The organism is Pseudomonas sp. FG1, assembly GCF_034313875.1.
Taxonomy (GTDB): domain Bacteria; phylum Pseudomonadota; class Gammaproteobacteria; order Pseudomonadales; family Pseudomonadaceae; genus Aquipseudomonas; species Aquipseudomonas veronii.
This window is the reverse complement of sequence record NZ_JAVIWP010000001.1, coordinates 4,621,037-4,646,001: the sequence shown is the minus strand read 5'-3', so window position 1 is coordinate 4,646,001 and position 24,965 is coordinate 4,621,037. Positions and strand designations below refer to the sequence as shown.

18 protein-coding genes and 4 pseudogenes are annotated in these 24,965 nt (G+C 57.8%); 16 read left to right on the top strand and 6 right to left on the bottom strand.

Going from position 1 to position 24,965, the window contains the following annotated elements; all coding sequences use genetic code 11:
• Window positions 1–16 precede the first annotated feature (16 nt).
• Window positions 17–1,507 (bottom strand): arginine-ornithine antiporter, encoded by a 1,491-nt coding sequence (arcD, locus tag RGV59_RS21205; RefSeq protein ID WP_052735791.1) that lies wholly within the window; start codon window positions 1,505–1,507, stop codon window positions 17–19.
• Between the two features lie 432 nt (window positions 1,508–1,939).
• On the opposite strand from arcD, the gene RGV59_RS21200 reads away from it, so the two are divergent.
• From RGV59_RS21200 to ppsA, 4 genes are all read left to right on the top strand, one after another.
• Entirely contained in the window at window positions 1,940–3,145 is a 1,206-nt protein-coding gene (locus RGV59_RS21200) for an acetate/propionate family kinase (RefSeq protein WP_126585268.1), read from the top strand.
• Between the two features lie 24 nt (window positions 3,146–3,169).
• Window positions 3,170–5,671, top strand: a complete 2,502-nt coding sequence (gene glgP, locus RGV59_RS21195; RefSeq protein WP_126585267.1) for an alpha-glucan family phosphorylase — start codon at window positions 3,170–3,172, stop codon at window positions 5,669–5,671.
• Window positions 5,672–5,901: 230 nt separating this feature from the next.
• Window positions 5,902–7,491 (top strand): glycogen synthase GlgA, encoded by a 1,590-nt coding sequence (glgA, locus tag RGV59_RS21190; protein ID WP_126585266.1) that lies wholly within the window; start codon window positions 5,902–5,904, stop codon window positions 7,489–7,491.
• Window positions 7,488–9,944, top strand: a complete 2,457-nt coding sequence (gene ppsA, locus RGV59_RS21185) for a phosphoenolpyruvate synthase (RefSeq protein ID WP_046489571.1) — start codon at window positions 7,488–7,490, stop codon at window positions 9,942–9,944. Before glgA ends, ppsA begins: the two co-directional genes overlap by 4 nt.
• A 6-nt stretch (window positions 9,945–9,950) precedes the next feature.
• Here ppsA and gstA read toward each other — a convergent pair whose 3' ends face one another.
• Window positions 9,951–10,580 carry a glutathione transferase GstA gene (gene gstA / locus RGV59_RS21180; protein ID WP_126585265.1) on the bottom strand — a complete coding sequence of 210 codons (630 nt, stop codon included), beginning with the start codon at window positions 10,578–10,580 and terminating at the stop codon, window positions 9,951–9,953.
• Window positions 10,581–10,728: 148 nt separating this feature from the next.
• Here gstA and RGV59_RS21175 point away from each other — a divergent pair, with 148 nt between their 5' ends.
• The 9 genes and pseudogenes from RGV59_RS21175 to RGV59_RS21130 form a co-directional block, all read left to right on the top strand.
• A complete protein-coding gene (locus RGV59_RS21175; protein WP_126585264.1) occupies window positions 10,729–11,088 on the top strand; it encodes a winged helix-turn-helix transcriptional regulator in 360 nt (119 codons plus the stop codon).
• A gap of 212 nt (window positions 11,089–11,300) precedes the next feature.
• Window positions 11,301–12,950: a flavin-containing monooxygenase gene (locus RGV59_RS21170; RefSeq protein ID WP_126585263.1), complete on the top strand. Its 1,650-nt coding sequence runs from the start codon at window positions 11,301–11,303 to the stop codon at window positions 12,948–12,950.
• An 83-nt stretch (window positions 12,951–13,033) separates the two neighbouring features.
• Complete coding sequence (locus RGV59_RS21165; protein ID WP_126585262.1) at window positions 13,034–14,083, top strand: alpha/beta fold hydrolase; 1,050 nt, start codon at window positions 13,034–13,036, stop codon at window positions 14,081–14,083.
• Window positions 14,084–14,155: 72 nt separating this feature from the next.
• Entirely contained in the window at window positions 14,156–15,133 is a 978-nt protein-coding gene (locus RGV59_RS21160; RefSeq protein WP_260473860.1) for a transporter, read from the top strand.
• Between the two features lie 406 nt (window positions 15,134–15,539).
• Complete coding sequence (locus tag RGV59_RS21155; RefSeq protein WP_102618224.1) at window positions 15,540–16,430, top strand: helix-turn-helix domain-containing protein; 891 nt, start codon at window positions 15,540–15,542, stop codon at window positions 16,428–16,430.
• A 469-nt stretch (window positions 16,431–16,899) separates the two neighbouring features.
• Window positions 16,900–17,055, top strand: a pseudogene (locus RGV59_RS21150) (ATP-binding protein); the annotation flags it as partial.
• 57 nt (window positions 17,056–17,112) lie between these two features.
• Window positions 17,113–17,565, top strand: a complete 453-nt coding sequence (locus RGV59_RS21145) for a hypothetical protein (RefSeq protein WP_126585261.1) — start codon at window positions 17,113–17,115, stop codon at window positions 17,563–17,565.
• A gap of 507 nt (window positions 17,566–18,072) precedes the next feature.
• Window positions 18,073–18,291, top strand: a pseudogene (locus tag RGV59_RS21140) (transposase domain-containing protein); the annotation flags it as partial.
• 753 nt (window positions 18,292–19,044) lie between these two features.
• Window positions 19,045–19,293: pseudogene (locus RGV59_RS21130) on the top strand (transposase domain-containing protein); the annotation flags it as partial.
• 76 nt (window positions 19,294–19,369) lie between these two features.
• Here the strand turns inward: RGV59_RS21130 and RGV59_RS21125 are convergent.
• Together RGV59_RS21125 and RGV59_RS21120 are read right to left on the bottom strand one after the other, a co-directional pair.
• Complete coding sequence (locus RGV59_RS21125) at window positions 19,370–20,308, bottom strand: AraC family transcriptional regulator (RefSeq protein ID WP_102618225.1); 939 nt, start codon at window positions 20,306–20,308, stop codon at window positions 19,370–19,372.
• Between the two features lie 22 nt (window positions 20,309–20,330).
• Window positions 20,331–21,164, bottom strand: a complete 834-nt coding sequence (locus RGV59_RS21120) for an oxidoreductase (RefSeq protein WP_102618226.1) — start codon at window positions 21,162–21,164, stop codon at window positions 20,331–20,333.
• A 229-nt stretch (window positions 21,165–21,393) separates the two neighbouring features.
• On the opposite strand from RGV59_RS21120, the pseudogene RGV59_RS21115 reads away from it, so the two are divergent.
• Window positions 21,394–21,513: pseudogene (locus RGV59_RS21115) on the top strand (transposase domain-containing protein); the annotation flags it as partial.
• Between the two features lie 19 nt (window positions 21,514–21,532).
• Here RGV59_RS21115 and RGV59_RS21110 read toward each other — a convergent pair.
• Entirely contained in the window at window positions 21,533–21,964 is a 432-nt protein-coding gene (locus tag RGV59_RS21110; protein WP_126585260.1) for a hypothetical protein, read from the bottom strand.
• A gap of 185 nt (window positions 21,965–22,149) precedes the next feature.
• Between RGV59_RS21110 and RGV59_RS21105 the strand changes: the two genes are divergently transcribed.
• Window positions 22,150–22,554 (top strand): hypothetical protein, encoded by a 405-nt coding sequence (locus tag RGV59_RS21105; RefSeq protein ID WP_102618228.1) that lies wholly within the window; start codon window positions 22,150–22,152, stop codon window positions 22,552–22,554.
• A 63-nt stretch (window positions 22,555–22,617) separates the two neighbouring features.
• On the top strand, window positions 22,618–23,154 hold the full coding sequence (locus RGV59_RS21100; RefSeq protein ID WP_126585259.1) for an AAA family ATPase: 537 nt from the start codon (window positions 22,618–22,620) through the stop codon (window positions 23,152–23,154).
• A gap of 66 nt (window positions 23,155–23,220) precedes the next feature.
• Here the strand turns inward: RGV59_RS21100 and RGV59_RS21095 are convergent, their stop codons facing one another.
• Window positions 23,221–24,846 carry a methyl-accepting chemotaxis protein gene (locus RGV59_RS21095; RefSeq protein WP_126585258.1) on the bottom strand — a complete coding sequence of 542 codons (1,626 nt, stop codon included), beginning with the start codon at window positions 24,844–24,846 and terminating at the stop codon, window positions 23,221–23,223.
• Window positions 24,847–24,965: the final 119 nt, after the last annotated feature.

Here is a 24,965-nt window from a genome sequence, read left to right as displayed (position 1 = left end):
GGGGGCAAGCCCATCGTTACAAGGTCAGCGTCCCCGACCACAGCATCCAGCCGGCATAGGCCGCGGCCGCCCAGATGATGATCAACAGGCCGGTCTCGGGACCGCTGAGCGCTTGTCCCTGACGGGCGCGCAGGGTGCCCAGGTAGATCAACGAGCCCGGGGCGTAGAGGAGGGCGCTGAGCAGCATATATTTCGGCCCGGCGGCATAGAGCAACCACATGCAATACAGCGTGGCGACGGCCGCGATGGCCATGTCGCGCAATTGCAGGGCGCGGTGGCCGGCATAGGTGTCACCCTTCCAGGTCAATTTCAGCGCATACAGGCCGCTGAACAGGTACGGCAATAGAATCATCGAGGTGGCCAGGGAGATCAGCGCGAGATAGGTAGCGCTCGAATACAAGGTCAGCAGCAGGAACAATTGAATGCAGCCGTTGGTCAGCCACAGCGCATTGGCTGGCGCGCCTTGGGTGTTTTCCACGCCCAGCGAGACAGGCATGACCTTTTCCTTGGCGGGCGTGAACACCGACTCGGCCGCCAGCAACGTCCAGGCGAGCAGGGCGCCGCCGACCGAAACAATCAGGCCGATGCTGATCAGCACTGCGCCCCATGGCCCGGCCGCGGCCTGCAGCACGCCCGCCATCGAGGGGTTCTTCAAGGCGGCGAGTTCCGGTTGTTTGAGCACCCCCAGCGACAGCAAGGACACCGAAATCAGCAGCAACAACGTGATGACAAAACCGATCACCGTGGCCCGCCCGACATTGGCCCGCTCCGCCGCACGGGCAGAAAACACGTTGGCGCCCTCGATCCCGATAAACACCCAAACGGTAACCAGCATCGTGCTTTTGACTTGATCGAGCGTACTGCCCAACGCCGGCGAGCCCCAGAAGTCGACAGTGAACGTTTCACGCTGGAACGCGGCGATCACCAGGCCGATGAACAACAGCAACGGCACGATCTTCGCGACCGTCGTCAACGCATTGGCCCGCGCAGCGGTGCGCAAGCCCCTGAGGATCATCCAGTGCAACGCCCACAACACCACGGACGCACCGGCGATCGCCGCCTTGTTATTGCCTTCGCCAAACACCGGGAAGAAGTAACTCAGCGCAGCGAACAGGATCACCAGGTAACTGACGTTGCCGATCCAGGCACTGATCCAATAACCCCAGGCGGAGTTGAAGCTCAGGTATTCGCCACCCAGCGCACGCGCATAGGCAAACACACCGTTGTCCAGCGCGGGCTGGCGGTTGGACAGGGTCTGATAGACCAGCGCCAGCGACAGCATGCCGACGCCGGTGATCAACCAACCGATCAGAATCGCACCGGCGCCCGCACTGGCGGCCATGTTTTGCGGCAGGCTGAAAATGCCGCTGCCGATCATCGAACCGACCACCAGGGCAATCAACAAGCTCAGCGACAAGCGCTTGGGTTCTACCTTGCGCAGACTGCCTGCCACGGGTTGGACAGCCGGCGGGACGATCGGTTGAGAGCCTTGCAGATGCGTAGCCATGACGAGCCTCCACGAAAACGTGAGTATCTGCACCGTCGAATGCGAGGGTGCGACTGCTGCATCTAATTTCTGCGCGAAGGGGCTGGGTCTGGTTGATTTAGATCAGATGTAAGTGTCTGCGGATCAGTCGCAATACTTAACTGATTGAATTGTTTTTCAAAAAAAATTTTCCCGCGGGTGTTTTCGTCGTTAAACGCCAAAGTGTTGTTCGTCGATGATATTGATGCGCCAGGAAAGCGCTGAACCGTAACGGGAACATTTTATTGAGGAAGGTCAAGCAGCCGCGCCCCGTGGATGCCAGGATAAGGCCAACCTGGGGCAAGGTTCCCTGTAACCTCATCGAGTGTCGAGGCGGCCCATGATGCGAGCATTACGGTTACTGCTTGGCGGCTCCCGTCAGGCCGTGGATTCCCCGGCGTTGTGGAGCCGCGCATGAAGGATGCCCCTTGCCCGGCATTGTTGGTGCTGAATGCGGGCTCTTCAACCCTCAAGTTTTCCCTTTACTTCGTGGCGGCACCCACGGTCCATTGCCTGGGCAGCGGCATGATTGAAGTGCGCCAGGGCAGGGCAACGCTGGCGTACCAGGCCCCAGGATCCGAGGCCGAACATCAGGAGCAATGGCGCGCCGACAGTTGCATGGACGCAGTTTCCCTGGGCAACCTGATGCGTTGGCTGGGCAGCAACAGCCAATGGCAGATTGTCGGCGCGGCGCATCGGGTGGTCCATGGCGGCGCCCGTCGGGAAGTGGCTGCGCGGGTCGATAGCGCGCTGATTGACGAGATACAACGACTGATCCCAATGGCACCGTTGCACCAGCCCTTGTGCCTGGCACCGATTCTCCATATGGCCCGCGAGCATCCCGAGCTGCCTCAGGTGGCCTGCTTCGACACTGCCTTTCACCACACACTCGACCCGCTGGAAACCTTGTACGGCCTGCCCCGGGCACTGAGCGAGGCGGGCCTGCGGCGTTACGGCTTCCATGGTTTGTCCTACGAGTACATTGCCGGGGTCCTGGCGGATTACGACCCGCGCGCGGCGGCCGGGCGCACCTTGGTCGCACACCTGGGCAACGGTGCCAGCCTGTGCGCGATGCGTAACCGCATCAGTTGCGGCACCACCATGGGGTTTTCCACCCTGGACGGGCTGTTGATGGGCACCCGCCCGGGCAACCTGGACCCCGGCATCGTGCTGTACCTGCTGCGCGAACGCGGCATGAGCGCGGCGGCGGTCGAACACCTGCTGTATCACGAGTCCGGATTGCTGGGCGTCTCTGGCGGTGTGGCGAGTGACATGCGGACGCTGCTGGCCAGCCACGCCGAGGGGGCCGCGCAGGCCATTGAGTTGTTTGTACGGCGTGCCGTCAAGGAAATCGGCGCGCTGGCCGCATTGCTCGGCGGGCTCGACGCGTTGGTGTTCACCGGCGGCATTGGCGAACATGCACCCACCGTGCGTGACGGGATTCTCGACGGTTGCGCCTGGTTAGGCGTAACCCGCAACCAGCACCCGCCCACCGGAGCCTGCCTGACGACGCCGGACAGCCCGGTATCGGCCTGGGTCATCGCCACTGATGAAAATGCCGTCATCGCTCGACACAGCCTGGTCTTGCTGCCGGCGCCGGTTTCGAGCGAGGCGCTTTAGCCACTATCGCCTTGAGGTGTCGACGTGTATGCATTCCTGCCACGCGAACTGCCGGAGCAGTTGCGCGCATTGACCGAGCTTGCGCTTAACCTGCGCTGGACCTGGAACCATGCGCTCGACGAGCTCTGGAAAAGCATCGACCCGCAACTGTGGGAGCGTACCCACAACCCCTGGCTGATACTGCAGAACACCTCGCCGCACCGGCTAGGAGAACTCTGTCGAGATGCGACGTTCTCGCAAACCCTCGCGCACGCCATCGAAGAGCATCGGCACTACCTCAGCGAGCCGGGTTGGTATGCGCAGCAGACAAGCGCCGGCGATTCCAAGCAGATCGCCTACTTCAGCATGGAATTCGGCCTGAGCGAGGCACTGGCGCTTTATGCCGGCGGGCTCGGTGTGCTGGCCGGGGATTACCTGAAGACGGCAAGCGACATGGGCGTACCGGTGCTCGGGGTGGGGTTGCTCTATCAGGAAGGCTATTTTCGACAATCCATCGACGCGATGGGGCGCCAGCAGGAGGCCTACCCCTATAACGACCCCACCAGCCTGCCGATCCAGCCGACGTTTGGACAGGACGGCGCGTGGTTGAAAATCCCCTTGGCACTTCCCGGCCGGACTCTGTATTTACGCGTGTGGCAGGCCATCGTCGGGCGTACCAGCCTGTACCTGCTCGACAGTAATGACCTGCTCAACGGCGCCAGCGACCGTGGCATCACCTCGAAGTTGTACGGCGGCGGTTCGGAGATGCGCTTGCTGCAGGAAGTGGTGCTTGGCATCGGCGGCTGGGCCACACTCGAAGCGTTGGCGATCAATGTCGATGTGTGCCACCTCAACGAAGGTCATGCTGCACTGCTGGTGCTGGAGCGTGCCCGGCGCTTCATGCATCAGAAGGGCACATCGTTCCAGGAAGCCTGGTGGGCGACGCGGGCAGGCAACGTGTTTACGACCCATACGCCAGTGGCTGCGGGTTTCGATGTGTTTTCCGCGGAACTGGTACTCAAGTATGCCCGCGGCTATCTCGACGACTGCCGCCTCACATCGCACGAGTTGCTGGCGTTGGGCAGACGCAATCCGTCGGACGCGGATGAACCCTTCAACATGGCTTTTCTGGCGCTGCGTGGGTGCGCTCAAGCCAATGGTGTGAGCCGCTTGCACGGCGAGGTCAGCCGACGGCTATTCAGCGATTTGTATCCCCGCTGGCCTGTTCAAGAGATACCGGTGGGGCATGTCACCAACGGTGTGCATGTGCCGTCCTGGGACTCAATGTGGTCCGATCATCTGTGGACCACAAGCTGCGGCAAGGAGCGTTGGCGCGGCGCAGTCGAGTTGCTGCCGGCGACGGTCGCCAACAATGACGACGAGGCCTTGTGGAACATGGCTGCCGAGCAACGGCGCGACCTGGTGAACTATGCGCGCAAGCGCCTGGCCTGGCAGCTCGAGCAGCGTGGCGAGTCGGCGCAGCAGGTGGCGGAGGGCGGGCAGGTGTTTGACCCCAACTGCCTCACGCTCGGGTTTGCGCGACGCTTCACCGACTATAAGCGCCCGAACCTGCTGCTGCACGACAGCGACCGCCTGGCGCGGCTGTTAACCAACGAGCAGCATCCGGTACAACTGCTCATCGCTGGCAAGGCTCATCCCGCCGATGAGCGCGGCAAGCAACTGATCCAGGCATGGCTCGACTTCGTGCATCGCCCGGGGCTGCGCCGGCATGTGGTGTTCCTGGAAGACTACGACCTGGAAATGGCCCAACACCTGGTGCAAGGCGTCGATGTCTGGATCAACACCCCGCGTCGGCCCTGGGAAGCCTGCGGCACCAGTGGCATGAAGGTGCTCGTCAACGGCGGGTTGAACCTCTCGGAACTCGATGGTTGGTGGGCGCAAGCGTACCAGCCCGCCTATGGCTGGGCGATCGGGGATGACGCGCCGAGCGATGACGACGTCGACGCCGAACGCTTGTACGGCCTATTGGAAAACGAGGTCGTCCCCACGTTCTATTCACGCGATGCACAGGGTATTCCACGCGACTGGGTGCAACGCATGCGCGCCAGCATGTCGCAGCTGGGGCCGTACTACAGCAGCAATCGCATGCTGCAGGAATACCTGGAGCATCTTTACCAACCGGCGATTCAGGCGTTTCGACGCCGCCGCGAGGATAACGCGGCACTGGCGCGCACGCTCCATGCCTGGCAGAAGGCGTTGAGGGCGGCCTGGGACAATATTCACTTCGGCGCGGTCGAGGGGCATCGCGATGGCGACTGCCTGTGCGTTCGCGTGCCGGTCTATTTGGGTGAGATCTCGCCTCTGTGGGTCAAGGTGGAACTCTATGGCGGCCTGTGCGACGAGTACCCCGCCGAGTGCTTGCTGATGAAAGCCGTCGATGTGATTCCGGGTGCCATCCAGGGTTATATCTATTCCATTTCGGTCGCCGCCACGCGCCCGCTGGAGCACTACACTCCGAGGGTTCGCGCCTGGCACACGGATGCCTTTCTGCCAGCGGAAAACCCATTGATTGCGTGGCAGCGTTGAGCTGCGATGCGCCTATTGTCAGCGAGCCAAACCGGGGTAAAGCCTGGCGGCCAATAGCAGAAGAACGGTGAACACCGAGAGCATCACCTATTGCAACGGGCGCTGTCCCACGCGGCAGCAAAGCGCATTTGTTGATAAAGATCAGAGGCCATCGGGAGCAACCCCAGATACTCATGCGACCGACTTAACCGTCTTCCCGCACTCTCGACTCAACAAAAAGGAAAAGGATCATGGGCACAGCCGCCATTTCCCCGCAGGCTGAACGTTTCAACCTGCCGGTCAGTGAATGGGTTACCTCGACTGTTGATCCGCTGGCGCTAGCGCCGGTTTCGCTGCCCATTACCAGCGTGGCGGTCAGGGCCAAGGTCCTGTTCGTGACCTCGGAATTGGCCGGCCTCGTGAAAACCGGCGGGCTCGGCGATGTATCGGCGGCATTGCCCCGGGCCCTGCATCCCCTGCACGATGTGCGCGTGTTGATGCCGGGTTACCCGCAAGTGCTCAACAGTGGAAATCCGGTCCATGTGATCAGCGAGCTGGAGGGCCATGCGGCATTGCCGGCGTGCAAGATCGGGCGGATGGACATGACGGATGGCCTGGTCATTTACCTGGTGATCTGTCCTGAACTGTATGAGCGTGAAGGCACTCCTTACGGGGATAACAATGGCCGTGACTGGCCGGATAACCATATCCGGTTTGCCCGTCTCGGCCTGGCCGCGGCCGACTTCGCCGCAGGCGCGGTGAAGTGCCAGTGGCGTCCGGAGCTGGTACACGCGCATGATTGGCCGGCTGGCCTCGCGCCGGCGTACATGCGCTGGCGTGGGCAGGCCACGCCGAGCATTTTCACCATCCATAACCTTGCCTATCAAGGCATGGTCAGCAGCGGTTCCCGGCGCGAACTGGGCATCCCCGAGCACGCGCTGGCCTCGGACGGTATGGAGTTCTACGGCAAGCTCTCGTTACTCAAGGCCGGCATGGCCTATGCCAACCACATCACCACCGTCAGCGCGACCTACGCCCGGGAAATCACCACGCCAGCATTCGGTTGCGGCCTGGACGGCTTTCTGCAAAGCAAAGCCGAACAAGGGCTGCTCAGCGGCATTGCCAATGGTATCGATGCCAGTTGGGACGCCGAAACCGATGAGCACTTGATCTGCCGGTTTGCCGCTAACGATTGGCTCGGCAAGGCGGTGAACGCCCACTATGTCCGCCAGTTGTTCAATCTCGAGCCGTCGACGGGGCCTCTGTTCGCGGTGGTATCGCGTCTGGTCTTCCAGAAAGGCCTGGATCTGACCATTGGCGTTGCCGGGCACATCGTCAGGCAGGGCGGGCAGATCGCCATCATCGGCCGTGGCGAACCGCAGGAAGAGGAGGCCGCACGGGAGCTGGCCCAGCGCTTCCCGGGCCAGGTCGGTGTGCTTATCGGCTTCAACGAAACGGATGCCAGGCGCATGTTTGCCGGCAGTGACTTCCTGCTCATGCCGTCGCGCTATGAACCGTGCGGCCTGAGCCAGATGTATGCGCAGCGTTTCGGCTCATTACCGGTAGCCCGTAATACCGGTGGGCTGGCCGACACGATCGAAGATGGCGTGAGCGGTTTTCTGTTCGAGGAACCCACCGTGGAAAGCTACGCGGCAGCACTGACGCGGGCGATCAAGGTGTTCGCCAACCCTGAACTGCTCAATGCAATGCGCTGCCGCGCCATGCGCAAGCCGTTCGATTGGCACCAAGCCATAAAGCCTTACAGCGCCCTGTATCTGCGATTGCTGAAGGCCAATCGGGTATCCCTGGCGGTCCCCTCACTCAATGGAGAGATATCGTGACCCATTCACAGCCGCACATTCGTTGGTTCAAGGACTTGGGTATCAACGACGTCGCACAGGTCGGTGGCAAGAACGCCTCGCTGGGAGAAATGTACCAGAACCTGACAGGCCAGGGCATCCGCGTACCCAACGGGTTTGCCGTTACTTCAGACGCGTACCGTTATGTCCTTGAGCACAACAAGGCGTGGGCGCCGCTGCATGCCGCGCTCGACGGCCTCGACCCCAACGACATCAAGGACCTGCAAGCCCGCGGCAAACGGGCGCGGGCGATTGTGTATGGCTGTACGCTGCCGGAAGACCTGAAGAGCGCGATACTGCACAGCTACGCCCAGCTCAAGCGCGAATACGGCAACAGCCTTTCACTGGCCGTGCGCTCCTCGGCAACCGCCGAGGACTCGCCGCAGGCCTCATTTGCCGGGCAGAACGAGACCTATCTCAATATCGCCAATGAAGATGCGCTGCTCGATGCCTACAAGCGTTGCCTGGCCTCGAACTTCACCGATCGGTCGATCCATTACAAATACGACAACGGCTTTGATTGCTTCAAAGTCGATCTCGCCGTCGTCATCATGAAAATGGTGCGCAGTGATCTCGGGGCCAGCGGCGTGATGTTTTCCCTGGATACGGAAACCGGCTTCAAGGATGTCGTGTTCATCAACGCCGCGTGGGGGCTTGGGGAGAATGTGGTGCAGGGCGCGCTGGCCCCGGACAGTTTCTACGTACACAAACCCAGCTTCGTCGCCGGTTATCGTGGCGTGCTCAAGCGTAGCCTGGGCAGCAAAGAAAAGAAGATGGTGTTTACCGATACCCTCAATACCGGGAACATCGCGCAGGAGTACACCGCGAATATCGAAACACCCGACGAAGAACAAACGCGCTTTTGCCTCTCGGACGGGGACGTCATGGTCCTGGCTGACTATGCCATCAAGGTTGAAAACCACTATTCGAGCAAAGCCGGTTTCTACAAACCCATGGACATGGAGTGGGCGAAAGACGGGATCGATGGCCACTTGTATATGGTCCAGGCGCGCCCCGAAACGGTGGCCTCGCAGAAAAAAGGCAGCGTGCTGCAGATCTATCACCTCAAGCAACGCTCGCCAGTGCTGCTCAAGGGGAAGGCGGTCGGCACCCGCATCGGTGCCGGGAAGGCCCGTATCGTCAACGACGTGAAACAGCTCAGCGAGTTTCAACCGGGCGAAGTGCTGGTTTCCGAAGCCACGACTCCGGATTGGGAACCGGTGATGAAAACCGCCGCCGCGATTGTGACCAACCGCGGCGGACGCACCTGCCACGCGGCCATCGTGGCGCGGGAGCTGGGTATTCCCGCGATCGTGGGCGCCACCAATGCGGCAGCGACAATCAAAACCGGCGCCTTGTTGACCGTCAGTTGCGCCGAAGGCGAAATCGGAACGGTCTACGACGGCATCCTGGATTTTGATGTCGAGGAAACGGACCTCAGCCAACTCGGGCATCCCGACACGCACATCATGATGAACCTGGCCAACCCCGACCAGGCCTTCAGCCTGGCCTCGCTGCCGGTCGACGGTATCGGTCTGGCGCGCATGGAGTTCATCATCAATGAATGCATCAAGGTCCATCCGATGGCCCTTGTCCACCCGGAAAAGCTGGATGACGCCACCCGTGAAAAAATCGCCGTGCTGAGCGCCGCGCATGCAGACCCTACGGATTTTTTCATCAAGACCTTGGCCGAAGGCGTCGCCACCATTGCCGCAGCGGTGTATCCAAAACCGTGCGTGGTACGCATGAGCGACTTCAAGAGCAATGAGTACGCGACCCTGCTGGGTGGGCAGTATTTCGAGCCGGTAGAACACAACCCGATGATCGGTTTTCGCGGCGCGTCCCGGTACAGCCATCCGGCTTATGCCGAAGGGTTTGCGCTGGAGTGCGCGGCGATGAAATGGGCGCGCGAACACATTGGCCTCACCAACATCAAGTTGATGATCCCGTTTTGCCGCACCGTGGCGGAGGGCGAAAGGGTATTGGCGACCATGGCCAGCCATGGCCTGCAGCGCGGAGAAAACGGGCTGGAGGTCTACATCATGTGCGAAATACCCAACAACGTGATCCAGATCGACGCGTTCGCCAAACTGTTCGACGGCTTCTCGATCGGTTCCAACGACCTGACCCAGTTGACGCTCGGCGTGGACCGCGACTCGGAAATCGTCGCCTTCGATTTCGATGAGCGCGACCCGGGCGTCAAGCAGATGATTCGCCTGGCGGTAGAAGGCGCCAAGCGTAACGGCCGACACTCGGGAATCTGCGGGCAGGCGCCGTCGGATTATCCCGAGATGGCGGAGTTTTTGGTGTCGATTGGCATCGACTCAATGAGCCTCAGCCCGGACGCGGTGCTGGCGACGATTCGGCATGTGCTGGCGGTGCAGACGCAGCGGTTACCGAGCGATGAGGCCGACCGGGGCAACATCGGCACGTGAGGCCTTTCACGCAAGGCCTTCGTCTCGCAATGCTTTGCGCACCGCAGGACGCACCTTGACCCGGTCATACCAGGCCCGGAGGTTATGCAAGTGCTCGAAGTGGATGTCGGCCTTGTAATAGCTGGTCAGCCAAGAGGCCTGGCCCCAGCCGGTCAATGCGAACAGATAGGCATCCGCCACCGTGAAGGCATCGCCCATGAGGTATGGACGGGTACTCAATTGTTCGTCGATCCAGGCGAAGCGCTTTTCCAGCTTTGGCTTGGCAGTCTCGACGTATTGACCTGCGAGTGTGGCGTACAACAGTGGAATGTAGCCCTTGTGAATCTCAGACGACAGGAAGCTCAGCCATTCCTGAAGTCGGTATCGATCGAGGGTGCCATGAGCGGGAACCAGCCCAAGCGCCGGCTTCAGGTCGCCCAAATACTGCACGATTGCCGGGCCTTCACGCAGGAGCGTGCCATCGTCCAGCTCGATGGCGGGTACGTAGCCCAGACGGTTGACCTCGAAGTAGTTGGCGCCCGATTCGGTAAGGTGCGTCTTGTGATCGACCTTGATCAGCGTGGCATCGAGACCCAATTCATTCAGAACGATGTGGGGCGAAAGCGAGCAAGACGCGGGGATGTAGTACAACTTCATTGGCAAACTCCAGAACAGGGGGAGCGCTGTCAATCCAATGGAGAGCGCGCTTCAGCTGATTCTAGATGCCCGGTATAAAATAGGAAGAACGCACTATTTTGTAGTATAGGTACAAAAAATATACCTACACCCGGCCAGGACTCTGACCATGAAAGACAACATCTCCGGCTGCTCGGTCGAAGAAGCGATGCGTTTGTTGGGTGGCCGCTGGCGCCTGCTTCTTGCGTCCTACCTGCTCGATGGGCCGAAGCGTTTTAATGCGCTGAGGCGCGACATTCCGGCTATTTCGCAACGCATGCTGACCCTCGATTTGCGCGCCCTTGAGCAAGCCGGGCTGGTCAAACGGACGGTATTCCCCACCGTGCCCGTGACGGTTGAGTACGAATTCACCGTGGACGGGCGACGGTTGGAACCGGTCGTTGCGGTAATGAAAGAGTTTGGGCTGTGGGTCAAGAGTCGCCCATGTGAGGTGATACAGGTTGCCAGCCGCGAGTCGGATGCGCTCTAGCGGGAGCTCGCGGGGGCCTCAATCAGACGGGTCTTCCGATCTGGTGTAGGCCTCGACGAAGCCCGGTTAATCGCACCGGATTGTTCAAGCTATTCACCATTTCCTTCAAGAGTAAAACGCGCCTCGGTTGTTATCGTTTATCCGTGCCTTAAGCATTGCCTGGCAGCAAGTAAGTAAAGGCAAATATAAACATAACAATATGAGGCTTCAAAATGAGTGCTCAATCTAAACTCGCCGCTGTGTCTGCCGAAAACGGCAAAGTCACGTACTTGGACGCAATGGTGATTGGTGCAGGGGTAGCTGGCCTCTACCAGTTGTATCGACTTCGTGAGATGGGCTTGACGGTCCGCGCCTACGATACGGCTTCCGGAGTGGGCGGCACATGGTATTGGAATCGTTACCCCGGTGCGCGGTTTGACTCTCAGGCAGAAATTTATCAGTACTGGTTCTCTGAAGAACTCTATAAGTCCTGGCAACCCACCGAGCGTTTCCCGGCTCAGCCCGAAACAGAGCAGTGGCTGAACTTCGTCGCCAATCGGCTCGACCTCAAGAAAGATATCCAGTTCAACACCCGCGTCGCTGCCGCGCACTTCTGCGAAGAGAGCGGGCACTGGAGGGTGACAACCGAGGCCGGCGAAACGATCAATACGCAATATCTGATCTCTTGCTGCGGGATGCTGTCCGCTCCGCTGTCCGATCGGTTCCCCGGCCAAACCGACTTCAACGGTCAGATCTATCACACCGGCCTGTGGCCAAAAGACCCCGTGGACTTCAACGGCAAGCGCGTGGCCGTGGTAGGCACTGGCGCCACTGGTATTCAGGTGATCCAGACCATCGCTCCGGCGGTGGGATCGATGAAGGTCTTCGTGCGTACCCCGCAGTATGTGATTCCGATGAGGAACCCTAAGTACAGCAAAGAAGACTGGGAAAAGTGGGGCACCCAATTCCACCAGCTCAAGAAGCGCGTGCGAGAGACCTTTGCCGGTTTCGACTATGACTTCGACGCCGGCCCCTGGGCCGAGAAAACCCCCGACGAGCGACAAGCCGTGCTTGAACAACTCTGGGAGGATGGCTCTCTGGCCATGTGGCTGGCGTCGTTTCCCGAGATGTTCTTTGACGAACAGGTCAATGAAGTCGTGTCGGAGTTCGTGCGCATCAAGATGCGTGAGCGCCTGCAGTCGAGGCCAGATCTCTGCAACCTGCTGATCCCGACCGACTATGGCTTTGGCACCCATCGCGTACCGCTGGAAAGCAAGTACCTTGAAGTCTATCTGCAACCCAACGTCGAGGCGGTCGACTGCAAGCAGTCGCCGATCGAGCGCATTGTGCCGGAGGGGATCCAGACCGCGGATGGAAAGATTCACGAGGTAGACATCATCGTGCTGGCCGTGGGTTTCGATGCAGGTTCCGGCGCACTCAGCCGGATCGACATTCGAGGGCGCGATAACCGGTCGTTGAGGGAGCAGTGGAAACAAGAAATCCGTACATCGATGGGGCTGCAGATCCATGGCTACCCCAACCTGTTCACCACCGGTGCGCCGTTGGCACCGTCGGCGGCACTTTGCAACATGACCACTTGCCTGCAGCAGCAGGTGGACTGGATCACCGGATGCATTGAGTTTGCCATCCAGCACGGCAAACAAGTCGTGGAAGCCTCCAAAGAGTTCGAGGACGACTGGGTACAGCATCACGACGAGACGGCGGCGAAGACCCTGGTCGTCAAAACCGACTCTTGGTACATGGGCTCCAACGTCGATGGAAAACCGCGCCGACTTGTATCGTATATCGGCGGCGTCGGTAATTATCATCGCCGCTGCGACGAAATAGCCGCACAGGGTTACCCAGGCTTTGAAATGGCTTGAGGTCGAACGACTGCTCATTGATTGCAGCTGTCACTCCGACTCTCTATTGCGCCGTGACAGCTCGATATTCGAGGTAACCTGAAATGAACAACTATTACTCCCAGGAACATCACGGTCCTTTTGAACTGATCAACATCGGAGCGCTTCAGCTTGAAGAAGGCTCGTGCATTCCTGAATGTCAGCTGGCCGTAGCCGTACATGGCACCCTGAACGCCGACAAGACTAACGCCATACTGGTTCCCACTTGGTATTCCGGCACAAGCAAGGCGATGGAGCAGATTTACATCGGCGAAGGGCGGGCGCTGGACCCTGCGAAATACTGCATCATCGTCGTCAACCAGATCGGTAACGGTCTTTCCAGCTCTGCGAGTAACACCGGCGGTTCATTGGCTGGCCCTGGGTTCCCGAATGTCAGAATTGGCGATGACGTCAGTGCCCAGCACACATTGCTCACCGAATACTTTGGCATCGAGAGCCTGGCGTTAGTGGTCGGGGGATCGATGGGCGCGCAGCAAACCTACGAGTGGGCCGTGCGCTATCCAGACTTTGTCAAACGCGCCGCAGCCATAGCGGGCACCGCGCGCAATAGCGAACATGACTTCCTGTTCAGCGAAATACTGATTGATGCGATAACCACCGATCCGGCCTTCCGGGCCGGCTTATACGGCTCATCGGCGGCAGTGGCGGCCGGGATCAAGCGCCACGCGAAAGTTTGGACATTGATGGGCTGGAGTACCGCGTTCTTCCGCGCCGAGCGGCATAAGGCGCTGGGTTTCGAGTCGATGCAGGTATTCGTCGACAGCTTTATGACGAACTACTTTGCAGCAATGGACCCTAACAACCTCCTGACCATGGCCTGGAAATGGCAGCGGGGCGATGTCAGTCGAAACACGGGCGGTGATCTTGCGACGGCCCTGGGGCGAATCCGAGCGAAAACCTATGTCATGCCCATCTCACATGACCAGTTCTTTACCGTGGACGATTGTCTGTCGGAGCAGAAAATGATCCCGAACAGCGAGTTCAGGCCATTGCAATCAATCGACGGTCATCTCGGACTTTTTGGCACCGATACGCAAATGCTCAATCAACTGGACGCCCATCTGGCAGAGCTGCTTTCGTCCCCGACATATTGAAACAAGCTTCAAAAAAATAGCACAGGACACCTGTGCTAGACCCAGAACAATTTTAAAAAAACAGGGTTGAAGATGAAAACAATAACAACAGCACATGCTTTGCTCGCGCCCAATACGCTCAAGTCGAGTTCTGATGCTAGCGTCGACTGCCTGAGGAAAAACAATAGCCACTGCCGAATTATGCATGCGTTTCAGTTGGCGACTTTAATGCTTGGTCTACAACTACCGATTGTGTGCCACGCACTGGATGTCGATCCTGGCGACTATACGCCAATGCCAGACGGCACACAGCTTGGGCTGCTGTATTTACAGCATGCAGAACGCCATGATTATTACGTGCGCGGCAATCAGTTAAGCGACAAATATAACCTGTACTCGGATGTCAGTATTCTGAGGGGGGTCAGCTATCAAGCGTTTGCAGGCGTCCTGACGAATATCCAACTGCTATTGCCTTTTGGCCACCTGTCGGCCGGTGGCGATATAAAAGGCATGGGCAGCGAAAGCGGAATGGGCGATCCGATTCTGGCCAATGCGGTCTGGATCCATCAGGACCCTTCAACAAACCGCGCATTGGCCGTCACTCAATATCTTTTTTTGCCAATAGGCGACTACAACAAGAATAAAGAGTTGAATATTGGGGAGAACCGATGGAAGTATGTCTTGCAGGGCGGATACATGCACGGCATCGGCAGCCGCGTCATTCTGGATTTCGTCGCTGACGTGACTTTTTTCGGCGACAACGATCGTTATTCCTCCCGCGACCTGACGCTGAAGCAGGACCCGCAGTATCAGATGCAAGGATTCATCAGGTACATGTTCAGTGAGCGCGCGGCTATGCATGTCGGTTATTCCCGGCTATGGGGTGGGCAGAGGAAAGTTGACGGAACCGAACTGGAAGATGAAAGCCGTCAAGCAAAAATAATGCTGGGCGGGTCTTATTTCGTGACGCCAAAAGCTCAGTTGCTTGCGACATTGGGGCGAGACCTTTCAGTTGAAAATGGCTTCAAGGAAGAGTCTCGCGTCAATCTTCGATTGCTTTACGTATTCTAAGTCACTGAGCAACACCGACTACGCCAGGATAATCAGCGAAGACATCACCAGGGCGTTGGCCTGACAGGCGTCGCTCCGTTGCGAGAATCACTTCTCGCAGCCCCTTTACGGCCGCCCGGCGGTGGCCGTTTTTTTAGCGGGACGGGAAACGTTCGCAACCCTCAACCCATGCAAATCATCTCGGTCACGCTTTATAGCCATTTAATCCCTGTGTTCGGTTTTTTATAATCACTTAAGTCGCATAACGTTGGATATTTTTTTCGACACTGTTCATCCCATGCTAGTATTCTGGTGAGCTGTAAATACTAATAAAAACAATACTCCACGGCCATCTCTCGAGTGCTTTCAAATTTGCGTAGGAGCGCAATAAGAGCCAGGGTAACGGCCCTCAAGTGAGACTTCAAGTATGCCGACCGTCATTACCCCAAAGGAACTTCTCAAGTGGGTGCCAGGCGTAGTTCTCAGCTCAAGCGAAGAACTCGGATGGAAAGATATGCAGCAACGCTCATATCGATATAAAGGTCAGGACGTCCTCATTCCACCCCTTGATCATTTCATGATCGTTTATTACTTTGGCGGCCACACACCGATGGATCGTTGTGTGGATGAGGGCTGGACACGTACCGCTTGCGCGCCGGGCGATATTTCCCTGCTTACGATGTCACAGGACTCCCATTGGAACTGGACAGAAGACATTGATGTTTCTCATCTCTATCTTTCCAATGCGCTGATGTCTCGTGTGGCCATGGATGTTATGGAGCGTCCGATTGAAGAGGTGCGCCTGCATGATCTGCTCCGTACCCAAGACACGATCCTCACGGCTATTGTCGGCGCAATTACCAATGAAGTAAGAAGTCGTGGGATTGGTGGCGCATTGTATGTGGAAGCCTTGAGCATGCAGTTGGCCATTCACCTTCTACGGCATTACGCCAGTGTCACCTTTAAAGAGTCCAGTGCGCCTGGGCGGCTGTCGCAACAACAAAAAAAGTACTTGCTCGAGTTCATCGATGCTCATCTGGAGGAGTCCATACGCCTGGACGAAATGGCCGATGCCGTAGGGTTGGGCGTCTGGACGTTTTCCAGGAAATTCAGCGAGTCGTTCGACTGTTCGCCACACACCTTTGTTACCGAACAGCGCATCGAACGGGCCAAGCGAATGCTGTACAGCGGCACACTGTCGATTAAGGAAATTGCCTATCATTGTGGGTTTTCAGATCAGGCACATTTGACCCGTGTCCTGCGCAGCAAACTTGGCGTAACGCCTACGCAACTAAGGAAAACAAACAACCTGGAATAGTGTTCTTACAACGATCGGAAAGTAATTTTCTGCTTCGCCGAACTACCATCAACGAAGTCAAGCCATCGCCGGCCAACGGCTACCGGAAAGAAACATGGACCTTTTAGATATTCTATCCTCGGCTGTCGTAACCGTATTGGTGGTGGCACTGATCGCACTTAGGCGCACGGACAGGAAAATCCCGATCGAAGACATCCCTCGGGAGCGTGCCAAGTGGGAAGAGAAAGTTCGCGGTAAGTCCCGGTCAGCCCTCACACGGCGCCCACTCGCACCCTCTATTCCAGAACCGTATGTGCCTCGCGAATCCGCAACCGTCGCCGAGGCCCCATCGGAGCCAGGCGATAAAACATAACGCCGGTATCCCGCGACGGCGAGCAGCGCGTTAACCCGCTGAAATGGTCAGAACGTCTGGCCCATGGAAAACTGGAACACCTGTTTATCCGCGTTCTCCGGCGTGCGAATCGGATATGCCAGCGTCGGCTTTGGCCTGGGCTTGGCCATCGCCGCGCGGGCAGTGCAGATGCACGGCGGCAGCATCGCGGCACGCAATGAGTCAGGCGGCGGGCTGACCGTGGAGGTCAACCTGCACAACGCGCGATCTTTACACGACATTACATTGGCTTGACCGCCCTGTACGTCGCCGCTCATTAGACTTGTCGCCATTGTTTGAGCGGAGGTGGCGATGTTTCAGGTGCATAAAAAGGGCTTTGTGCCCGGCAGGAAAATGGTCGATGGCCTGGTCCCGTATGACTTCTTTTGTGAAGACAGCCCGACGATCAATATCTTCGTGTTTACCGGCGCCGCCACCCCCGACGCAACCGTCGAGGAGCAGACGCTGTGGGGCTTCACCCGCCTGGAGCGGTCCGAGGCGATGACCAACGCGCTGGTGAGCAACAAGCAACACGCCGGATGGTTTCAAAGCGTGAATGTACTGACCGGGCCCAACCAGAACGGCACGCAAAGCGTGAAATTCCAGCGCGTGCTGAAAATCATCAAACACGCCAGCAGCACGCAAAAAGTCGATTATGAGATTCTGACCGACGAAGGCGACACCTACTTCACCCGGCAAACCGTTGCGGCGAACAGCGCGCAAACCGTCATCTATTCGGCGGAGTCGTCCGCTCGTAGCGCGTGATTATCTGACGGGCCTGGCGGGCGCGAGGCGCGTCTGTTCGTCCAGTCACGCGTGTTACCTCTAAGCGCTACAAAAAGCGTGGGCAGTACTGGGGCAGAGGACTTCAACAACATTGACGTTAACAAGCACCTGAAGAAGAAAACATGCACGTCGCCGCCTGGCCCCCATTGATGAACTGAAGCTCGCAGTAGACGCTGCCGTTATGCGCTGACGCATACGACTGTGACTCTGCTTCATGCTGCTCTCAAAAAAGGAGTGGCGGCTTTGCTTCGTCCGTGGTTTTTCGACGCTTTGGCGCGAAGAAGCGGAAGTTTGCTGTTTTTCGTCTCGGGTATTGATATGCACCTTTTTAACGCTTTGATGGCTCGTGCCATCCCTTTGATTCCGCGCGCAATTATCCAAAAAATCTCCCGCCGCTACATTGCTGGTGCCACGCTAGGCGAAGCCCTGGCGCGGGTTCGACAGTTAAACGCGCAAGGTTTCTGTGTGACTCTCGACGTGTGTGCGAATCAAATTCGGCCCTGGGCTCTTGGCCGCTCGAATTGGTTGTTCGCAGGCTCGCTGCGCAGTGGCAAACGTGCGGCTGCAATCGCGAGTTTGATCGAGTCGGTATGGCTCAGCGGGCATGATCCGTATGCTTACTTGAAGGATGTTCTTACACGCCTGCCGACGCAGCGGGCGAGTGAGATTACCAAACTGCTACCGCACAGATGGGCGCCCGTTTAATCAAGCAAGGTGTGTTTGGCGGGCGCTTGTTTTGCAGGTTCCCTGCGCAGCGGAAAACCAGCAGCAGCGATCATTAATTTATACAGATTGCGACCTAGAATGGTAATGATCGTATGTTTACCTGAAGGACGTTCAGGCGCCCACCTACACAGCCGGCGAGTGAAATCAATCAATTGCCGCCACATAAGTGGGACCTCTTTAATCACACAAGGCATGTTCGTACCAAGACTTGTTAGCCGGCAATTAAAACCTGTTGAAGGAGCTAGATATTGAAGTGGATAGTTTTGGCGGTATTGACCTGGATCAGCACACTTTTGTATGCGGACGCTGCTCCAAATGAGACCAGACAATCGACCAATGCGGCTGTTACAGCCTGCAAAGCAATAAGTAAACTGCTGAAGCCTTCCTTTTCAAGAACTCAAGCGCATTTCCTCGACTCGGAAGAAATTTTCGCAATATTAGTGCGAGGCATTAAGCCCCCTCCATCCATGAAGGATCAATCTGGCGCGGAGTTATGCTTGTACTATTCATACACAAAACGCGCTCGCCTGGCTGATTGGGATGAGATGGCCACATCCAAAAAATGGCCAAGGCGAATCAAGGCGCCCACAGACTTATGATAGATGGTGCATGCGTCCGCTTAAAATACGCGAACACCATCGCCATTAATTCTGGAGTTCACAAGGTGTGTTTCCGAAACGCTTACGGATTTACGGCGCCTAATACGGCAAGAAAAAGCAGTACCTGTGATGAGGGGCCGTGCCCATAGACAACAATTGGGCCGAAAACCAAATCAGGCCATGGGCTCTTGGGCGCAAGAGCTGGCTCTTCGCAGGGTCTTTACGCCGTGGCAAACGGGCGGCAGCGATCATGAGTTTGATCCAGTCTGCGCGGCTCAACGGGCATGACCCGTATGCTTATCTCAAAGATGTGCTGACGCGGCTGCCGACGCAGCGGGCAAGTGAGATTAACGAGTTGCTGCCGCATAAATGGGCGCCCGTTCAACCGCCCAAAGTATGTTGGGCAGGTGCGGACAGCGCTGGTACTGGGGTTGCCGGAGCAGCGGGTCGGCTCATCGCTAATGTGACGAGACGTACATAGATGGCGTGGGCGGCGCAGGCAGTGCGTAGGTCGCCTTCATCCATTCGATCTCTGCCTGGGGCGTGCGCCCAAAGAAACGTTTGAATTCGCGGCTGAATTGCGAGGCGCTTTCGTAGCCTACATTGAACGCCGCCGTCGAAGCGGTCATAGCGTTGCGTAGCATCAGTAATCGCGCCTGGTGCAAGCGCGTCGACTTCAGGTATTGCATCGGCGACGAGTCCGTCACGCTGCGAAAGTGCAGATGAAAGTTGGGCACGCTCATGCTCGCTTCTTGGGCAAGGGACACCACATCCAGGCGCTCCTGGTAGCAACTATGGATCTTGCGGATCGCACGAGTGACCTTACCAAAGTGACCCTGGCGATTGAGCGCGGCGCGCATCGAGCCACCTTGCTCGCCGGTTAGGATGCGGTAGTAGATCTCCCGCACCAGCGACGGCCCAAGTATTTGCGCTTCGCCCGGACTGCTCATCGCCTCAAGAAAGCGTAGCGTCGAGGCGCGCAGCAAATCGTCCATTGGCGAGGCATACATGCCCTTGGGCTGGGCATCACTTGGCCCGAGAGCTTCATCCATTTGCAGTATCAACTCGCTGGCCATTTGTAAGTCGAGGCGCATGTAGACCGCCAGCATTGGCTGCGCCTCGCTGGCATCGGTCTCCATGGTGAAAGGAACTGGGACGGACACCACTAGATAGTGCTGGGCGTCATAAACGTATACGTCATCGCCCAGATAGCCACGTTTGCGCCCTTGGCACAGGATCACGATACCCGGGTCATACAGCACCGGAGTGCGAGTCAGTGGCCGATTCGAACGCAAAAAGCGGATATCCTCTAGCGTGCTGAGGTTGTAGCCCTCGACCGGCGCGAGGGTTTCCATCAAATGCACCATGCGCGAGGTGCCTGAGTCGGCCCGATTCATTGATGTCCCCTCTGCTGGCCGCTCAACCGTCGGTGGTAAGGGTCAGCGCTTCCCATTGATCAATCTCCCTGGCCGTGCGATTCAGCTTGTCACGTACCAGCCCCAACGCGTCACTGCCCAATAATAAGTGTGCCGGTGGTGTCGGGCTGGCAATAACCTGCAACATCGCTTGCGCCGCTTTTCGCGGGTCGCCAAGCTGTTTGCCGCTCTGTTCTTCGCGGGCCTTACGTACCGGGTCGAAACTGGCGTCATAGTCAGCAATGCTTCGTGGGGTGCGCTGCATCGAACGACCGGCCCAGTCAGTGCGAAACGAACCAGGTGCCACGGCGGTCACGAAGATGTTGAAAGGTAGCAGTTCTTTGCTCAGCGTATCGGAGATACCTTCGAGAGCAAACTTGCTCCCGCAGTAGTACGCGATGCCCGGCATCGTGATGGTGCCGCCCATAGAAGTGATATTAAGAATATGACCAGTGCGACGCTTGCGAAAATAAGGCACGAAAGCCTTGGTCACCGCTACCGCGCCGAACACGTTGACGTCGAATTGGCGACGCATTTCCTCCAGCGGCGACTCTTCAAAGATGCCCTCATGACCGTAGCCGGCGTTGTTGACCAACACGTCGACTGGGCCGTGGGTTGCTTCAATAGCAGCTACTACGCTGTCGATCCGGGCGAAGTCAGTGATATCCAGAATCACCCCATGAGCATGATCCACCGAGAGCGCCTGAAAGGCGCGCAAGGCGGCTTCACTACGCACGGTACCTATGACGCGGTGGCCCGCTGCAAGAGCTTCTTGCGCCAGCGCGTTGCCGAAGCCACTGCTCACCCCCGTGATGAATATGGTTTTTCTGCTGTTCATGGCGACTTCCAATAAGTAGGGACGAGGCCATGATATCTATCGAAAACTCGGTCACCTATGCCGGTTTGTCTTAGAGCATTGCCTATTCCTATCAGAGTCAACAGTTAAGTAGGCGCGCGTTTAACCACGCAACATGTGTGTTGAATGGACACTTATGTCAATTCCATGCAATTGGATGGGAGAGTCTGCGCAATACCCCAACTACTCCAGGAGAGTTGGCCAAACGCTTACTGCGCGGTTGAATGGGCATGGTCCATACGCGTATTTGAGGGATATTCTAACGCGCCTGCCGACGCAGCGGGCGAGTGAGATTGAAGAACTGCCACCGCACAAGTGGGTATCCGCTTAACCGCGCGAAAGTATCTTAGTCACAGAAAGGCCCTGAGCAAATGAACCGCCGAGAGCTGTTTTTCTGCTTCGCCAACGGTAAGAGGTCTTTCACAGTACTCTCGACTTAGAAAAACAATTGCGTCGTTACCGTCAGGATTGTCGGAATAACCGGGGTGTTTTGATATCTCTGCGAGCAAGTCTTCCGAGACTGGAACGACATGAAAATGTGCGCTGAAGTCAGGAGAAAATCCCAATTTGTAGAACATTACTTTGTAAGGGGAATACACCTTTGCCAGCAGACGCTCCGAGGTTTTCATCACCAAACCGAGAGATGACATGGCTTCGTCGCTCAAATCGCTGAGATCTGAAGCCGTCTCTTCAGATGAAATTATCAAATACCCGTCGTAACGTGAATCTCGCCGATGAGTCACTATCCAGTGAGTGTTGCTGAAAACTCTTAGCTCGTCCATGTAGCTCCAGTTAAACGACGTATTTATGTTGACGGTACAACCTACATTTCTTGCCCAACGATATGCAACCAATTGTCGCACGGCCCAAAGTCGTCTGGTCAAGACGGGTTTGCCATACGTTTACATTGCTGCGACGTTGGTTGATCCCGTTATCATAGGATTACTTCACGAAAGCAGATCCAGCTATGCCACGGTCGTCATTCGCCATCCGAGTTTTGTTCGCCTGTTGCCTTTTGGTCGCAACCACCAATCACATTCGAGCAGATTTTCAGCATGGGTTGCTCTGGGACTACGGATACGGGGCCAGCGCCTATTGGGCTAGCCGTATTTTCTGGGGGGCGCTTACGTTTTTTGACCCGCTGGCGGCACTGCTCCTTTTCATAAAACCAAGGGTGGGCATCATCCTTACAGCAGCAATCATTCTGGCTGACGTCGCCCATAACACCTATTACGTCGCATTGAACCAGCAGTGGCTGGAGCCGTTCTACCTGTCCCAGGTGGCGTTTCTTGTCGCGGTCTTTCTACTCTCGCCTATCGCCTGGAACTTCACCCGTCGTTGCGTAGCACTAATCAACACGATTCGATTGTGAAGTGTTCCAATGAGGGGCAGCGTCGCTCAGTATGATCAGGATGTTCAATGCGCAGGGGCTCCTATGCAGCGTGTCATGATTATTGGCCAACCAGGGTCAGGAAAAAGTACGCTGGCTCGGGCGATGGGCAAGCACACAGGTCTTCCGGTCATCCATATCGACACGATCCATTGGCAACCGGGATGGGTTGAGCGAAACACTGATGAGAAGACTCGCCTTTGTCACGAGGCCGAGGCTCGCGATCAGTGGATTTTTGAAGGTGGCCATTCGGCCACCTGGGATAACCGTATTGCCAGAGCCGACCTCTTAATATGGATTGATCGGTCGCCGGTACTTCGGTTTTGGCGTGTGTTTCTTAGAACTTTGACCCAGCGTGGTAGCACTCGCCCCGACCTTCCAGAGGATTGCCCAGAGCAGGTAAAGAACCTTCTAGCGCTTTTCAACTTCATGTGGACTACCCGTAAATCGGCGCGTGCCAAGATGAGGCAGCTTGCGGCAACGGCGCCCTCAACATGTCGCGTCGTCTGTCTGCGATCCAACCGTCAAACCAGACAGTTTCTGTCAAGTATTCGGGACGTGCGTTGCGGACAGTCGTCGTGAAAAGTCCAGGTTCCGACAAAGCCGCTGCGTGCATGCCCTAAGCCGGCGTGTGTCTTACGCCAAGGATCAAGTCCGAAAGCCTCCCACCAGCCCGCTCAGCTCCGCAGCCAAGCGTGACAGCGCATGGCTCGCTGCGTTGGTCTGCAAGGCGCCCGCCGCGGATTGCGCCGACAGGTCGCGGATCGCCAACAGGTTGCTGTCGACCTCACGGGCAACCAGGGCCTGTTCTTCGGCGGCGCTGGCAATCACCAGGTTGCGCTCGTTGATCTGGCCGATGGCCGCGAAGATATCCTCCAGCACCACCCCCGACGCCTGCGTGATTTCCAGCGTGCCTTGCGCCCGCGCCGTGCTGCTGCGCATCGAATCCACCGCGTGTTCGGCAGTGCTCTGCACGCTGGCAATCATCTGTTCGATCTCGCGGGTCGATTCCTGGGTGCGGTAGGCGAGGGTGCGTACCTCGTCGGCCACGACAGCAAACCCCCGACCGGCTTCACCGGCTCGGGCCGCTTCGATCGCCGCGTTGAGGGCCAGCAGGTTGGTCTGCTCCGAGACGGCCCGGATCACGTCGAGCACCTTGCCGATGTTGCGCACTTCATTGGCGAGGTGCTGGATACGCTCGGCGCTGCCGTGAATTTCGGCGGTCATCGATTGCGTGCCGCTGATGTTTTCGCGTACCTGCTGACGGCTCTTTTCCGACATCGTATTGGAGGCGGTGGCCGCTTGCGAAGTCGACACCGCGTTGCGCGCCACCTCTTCGACCGCACTGGTCATCTGGTTCACCGCGGTCGCGGCCTGTTCCAGCTGCATGTCCTGCTGCTGGAGGCCACGGTTGCTTTCTTCGGTGACGGCGTTGAGTTCTTCAGCGGCTGAGGCCAACTGCGTTGCTGAGTCAGCGATCTGGATCAGTGTTTCACGCTGGCTGGCCTGCATGCGTTGCAGTTCAAGGAACAATTCGCCAATTTCGTTGCGGCCAGGCGAGACGACTTCGCGGGTCAGATCGCCCCCGGCAATACGCTTGAAGTGCTCGCCGGCCGCGCGCAATGGGCGCAGGACGGTGCCCGAGATGAATACCCAGCAGACGACAGCGAGTGCCAGGGTCAGCAGGATCAAGGCAATGGCCAGGGTTTGCGAAGTCTGCAGCCGCGCAGCCGCCTCCGTGTTGATCTCCTGGGCACGGGCATCCAACGCGCCGACCAGCTTCACGCGAATCTCCTGAAGCTTGGTCATGCTGTTGCCGGCATCGATGTTGACTTGAAAATACTCTTCGGCGGAGCGCGCGCGCGTGGCGGCGCGTTGTCCGACGATGGCCGTGCCGTATACGGCGAACGCACGCTTGAGATCTTCGGCGAGGGCCTTCAACTGCGGGTCACGCAAGTCTGTGGTCGAGGCATTGACCTTGGCGATGGCGTCACTCCAGATCGCCTCACTGCGCACCAGCCGGGCTTCCGCGTCGTCGAAACGCCCGCCGACGGTCTCGATGAACGCCGAGGACACGTTGGCGCTGGTACGGATTGCCAGCAGCAACGCGTTGTTGATCCCGTCGATTTGTCGCGAGGTACGCCCCAACTCGTCAATGTGCTCGTGACTGCGTACCGCCGACCGCCAGCCGTTCAGGGTCGAGAACAACAGTGCAATAACGAACAGCAGCAGCACCCCGATCATCCCGGTGCGAATTTTCAGATGGGCAAACATGGGCATACTCCGCAGACCACTTAAGTAATAGTGATCGTGCTATCCGCATTCACTCAGTGAACTTGAACGGCAGAAGCGGGAACCTGTTCGATTATCGAACCCTGAATTCAATGGCTCAG

Bases quoted from the DNA above. Each gene is read 5' to 3' on its own strand.
- arcD (WP_052735791.1), bottom strand. From the start codon at position 1,507: ATGGCTACGCATCTGCAAGGCTCTCAACCGATCGTCCCGCCGGCTGTC.
- RGV59_RS21200 (WP_126585268.1), top strand. From the start codon at position 1,940: ATGAAGGATGCCCCTTGCCCGGCATTGTTGGTGCTGAATGCGGGCTCT.
- glgA (WP_126585266.1), top strand. From the start codon at position 5,902: ATGGGCACAGCCGCCATTTCCCCGCAGGCTGAACGTTTCAACCTGCCG.
- gstA (WP_126585265.1), bottom strand. From the start codon at position 10,580: ATGAAGTTGTACTACATCCCCGCGTCTTGCTCGCTTTCGCCCCACATC.
- RGV59_RS21175 (WP_126585264.1), top strand. From the start codon at position 10,729: ATGAAAGACAACATCTCCGGCTGCTCGGTCGAAGAAGCGATGCGTTTG.
- RGV59_RS21170 (WP_126585263.1), top strand. From the start codon at position 11,301: ATGAGTGCTCAATCTAAACTCGCCGCTGTGTCTGCCGAAAACGGCAAA.
- RGV59_RS21165 (WP_126585262.1), top strand. From the start codon at position 13,034: ATGAACAACTATTACTCCCAGGAACATCACGGTCCTTTTGAACTGATC.
- RGV59_RS21160 (WP_260473860.1), top strand. From the start codon at position 14,156: ATGAAAACAATAACAACAGCACATGCTTTGCTCGCGCCCAATACGCTC.
- RGV59_RS21155 (WP_102618224.1), top strand. From the start codon at position 15,540: ATGCCGACCGTCATTACCCCAAAGGAACTTCTCAAGTGGGTGCCAGGC.
- RGV59_RS21145 (WP_126585261.1), top strand. From the start codon at position 17,113: ATGTTTCAGGTGCATAAAAAGGGCTTTGTGCCCGGCAGGAAAATGGTC.
- RGV59_RS21125 (WP_102618225.1), bottom strand. From the start codon at position 20,308: ATGAATCGGGCCGACTCAGGCACCTCGCGCATGGTGCATTTGATGGAA.
- RGV59_RS21120 (WP_102618226.1), bottom strand. From the start codon at position 21,164: ATGAACAGCAGAAAAACCATATTCATCACGGGGGTGAGCAGTGGCTTC.
- RGV59_RS21110 (WP_126585260.1), bottom strand. From the start codon at position 21,964: ATGGACGAGCTAAGAGTTTTCAGCAACACTCACTGGATAGTGACTCAT.
- RGV59_RS21105 (WP_102618228.1), top strand. From the start codon at position 22,150: ATGCCACGGTCGTCATTCGCCATCCGAGTTTTGTTCGCCTGTTGCCTT.
- RGV59_RS21100 (WP_126585259.1), top strand. From the start codon at position 22,618: ATGCAGCGTGTCATGATTATTGGCCAACCAGGGTCAGGAAAAAGTACG.
- RGV59_RS21095 (WP_126585258.1), bottom strand. From the start codon at position 24,846: ATGTTTGCCCATCTGAAAATTCGCACCGGGATGATCGGGGTGCTGCTG.